Consider the following 2953-nt stretch of genomic DNA (forward strand, 5'->3'; position numbering starts at 1 on the left):
ATCGGCCGCGCCACGCCCTACCGCAGCAGCGGCGTGGACGGCCACGGCCACCTGCTGCACCCGCGCCCGACCGTGCACGGCCAGCAAACGGCCATTGTCGTCGGCCCGCCTGGCAGCGTTATCCACACCGACCGCGACCACCGCATCCTGGTGCAGATGCACTGGCAGCGCGGCGCCGGCAGCCACAGCCGCCTCGACCACCCGGCGCCGGACGGCCACAGCGGCGCGCCGGCCGACCACCGCGCCGGCACCTGGGTGCGCGTGGCCACGCCGATCGCCCCGGTGGCGGGCGCCAACTGGGGCGCCAACGCGCTACCCCGCGTCGGCCAGGAAGTGCTGGTGGACTTCTTTGAAGGTAACATCGACCGTCCCGTCGTCATCGGCACCGTCTACAACGGCAAGGGCCAGCCCGACGCGCAGCACAACCAGGCGTTCAAGGGCGCCGGCGCGGCCACCGGCAACGCCCCGGCCTGGTTCCCCGGCGAGGGCGGCGGCCACGCCCACCCGGCCGTGCTGTCGGGCTTGAAATCGCAGGCGATGGCCAGCAGCCAGAGCGGCGCCGGCGCCTACAACCAGTTGGTGTTCGACGACAGCCCCGGCCAGCCACGGCTGTCGCTGCAGCGCCACGCCAAGGCGCACCGCGGCAACGACGAGCTAAACCTGGGCCACCTGCGCCACCAGAGCGACAACCAGCGCCTGGCCAAAGCCGGCTTCGGCGCCGAATTGAAAACCGAGCACGCCGCCGCGCTGCGCGCCGGCCAAGGGATGCTGCTGTCGAGCGACGCCCGCAACGGCGCCAGCGGCAGCCAGCTCGACTCGAAGGAGGCGCAGGCGCAGATCGAACGCAGCCACGAACTGCAACTGAGCATGGCCGGCACCGCGCAAAAGCACAACGCCGGCATCAAGGACGACAAGGGCCAGGCCGAGCCGGCACCGGACCAATTGCCGGCGATCGCCCAGATGGCCAACAGCGTCGAGGTACTCAAGGGCACGGACGGCGGCGGCGGGCAGACTCCGGTGACGGCCTACACGGAGGCGCAGTTGCAACTGTCGAGCCCGGCGGGCATCGCCGCGACCACGCCGGCCAACGCCATCCTCGCCGCCGGCAACACCGGCAGCGTCACCGCCGGGCAGGACATCAACTTCGCCGCGCAGGGCAACAGCTATTACCTGGTGAAGGCGGGCATCGGTTTGTTCACCTACGGCAAGGCCGGCAACAAAGACAAGCCGAACCAGGAAACCGGCATCAAATTGCACGCGGCGACCGGCAAGGTCAGCAGCCAGAGCCAGTCGGACAAGACCAGCATCACCGCCGACAAGGCCGTCACCGTGGCTAGCGTTACCCAGAGCGTCAACATCGCCGCGAAAGAGCACCTGCTGATGACGGCGCAAGGCGCCTATTTGAAGCTCGAGGGCGGCAATATCATGATTCACGGGCCGGGAAAGATGGATTTCAAGGCCAGTATGAAGGAGTTGGCGGGGCCGGTAAGCGTGCCCAACCTTGAAGTCGCCAATAAAATACATGAGCTAAATATAAAAAGAAATTTGGAAATCGAGTATGTGGATGCGGATGGAAATCCATTGAAAAATGAGTCCATCGATCTAAGTCTATTTTCGAAAAATAGGACACAAGTAACATTGGATGCAAGCGGTAAGGCCGTAATTAAAAATGCTCCGTTTGGGCCACTTCGAGCTAATCAGCCAAAACGAAAATAAAAACAATGTAAAGTGAAAAAATAAAATAAAAGACATTTTATTTATTTTGTTAAATTAATTAAAGAATTCGGGTCAGAAAACGACATAAAATAATTCGCCTAAAGCGCCGTGATGCAATATGTTATTTGTATCTATCTAAATAAGATACGCCGGTAAGAACTAAGCGAGAATGAAGGAATAGAAAATGAACGAAAAAATCGCAGCTAGGGACAACGCCAAAACATCGCAAGAAGTCTGTATCGATTTGCCGGGCGAGTCTGTACAATGTTGGCGCTCGAACGATAATATAAAAGTGATTCTACGTAAACATCGTGATGTATTTTTTGACATTAATCTTAAACGAGGCACATCTTATACGGTTGAGTCGCTATCCGAATTTTACTGTCCTCGTGATAAGAAACTTTTGAAAAAAACGATCTTTCAAGACGGCGAGCGCCTCCATCTTTGGATTGGTCGCGAGTTTAAAGGATATCTGGTACTTAAGAAAGATGTCACGGTCATGGCAACTTTTGAAGCCAATAAACTTGATTCAAAAAAGTATGATGACAATCCCAAGACGAAGCCAGAACCGCTAATGGTTGTTATGGGCACGAAGGAGCTTTCCTCATCGCTGTCTTGTACCGTCAACGATCCTTTTGGAGTGTCTGCCACACAAGAACTTTTCAAACCAATGTTTGATCCGAAAATGTCGTTTCTAAAAAGCTACGGTACTGATTTTGATTATCAATATACTGAACAACAGCCCGAGATCGGGGAGTATGTTTGTGTTACCGATGCTTTATCCAGTGAAATTCAACCTCAGGTACTCAAGCAACTGGATAGCGGGCAGGCGGTTGAAGGAGCCACTCAAAAAATATTTAATCCTCCCCCAAACGGCGAATCAAAATCAAACTTATACAAGGCAATAGCTGCGGCATTTTCCTATATCTCTGGAAACGAGTATTTAACAGCGAATTCGGTTAAAGAGACTGCGGGGTTTTTTCAGGAAAATTGGAGGCAGTTGAATAAGGTCCTAATGTCGGTCCGCATCGAAAAAAGAGCTATTGGGAAATATAGAGTGTTATTCAAAGGGATTCCCATAACAAGAGTTGTTGCGCAGGTATTTAGAGGCCCAAAAGCAAAAACGACATATCAAAGATCACCTGTGACTATTCAGCCTGAGCGTACAGCGTAGAAAGTTGTTGTAAACGAATCGTGGATAACGCATCATGCGTGCATGCCACCAAAACCGCCCCGC

At 54.8% G+C, this 2953-nt stretch carries 2 protein-coding genes; both read left to right on the forward strand.

The features are described 5' to 3' along the window. The coding region (locus ACFDR9_RS27355) for a DUF2345 domain-containing protein (protein ID WP_409033029.1) at positions 1-1716 on the forward strand (1716 nt) is incomplete at its 5' end. A 184-nt stretch (positions 1717-1900) separates the two neighbouring features. Then, a complete protein-coding gene (locus ACFDR9_RS27360; protein WP_409033030.1) occupies positions 1901-2890 on the forward strand; it encodes a hypothetical protein in 990 nt (329 codons plus the stop codon). Positions 2891-2953 lie beyond the last annotated feature (63 nt).

This window comes from Janthinobacterium sp. CG_23.3 (assembly GCF_046115965.1).
Lineage (GTDB): Bacteria > Pseudomonadota > Gammaproteobacteria > Burkholderiales > Burkholderiaceae_D > Janthinobacterium.

Bases quoted from the DNA above. Each gene is read 5' to 3' on its own strand.
- ACFDR9_RS27360 (WP_409033030.1), top strand. From the start codon at position 1,901: ATGAACGAAAAAATCGCAGCTAGGGACAACGCCAAAACATCGCAAGAA.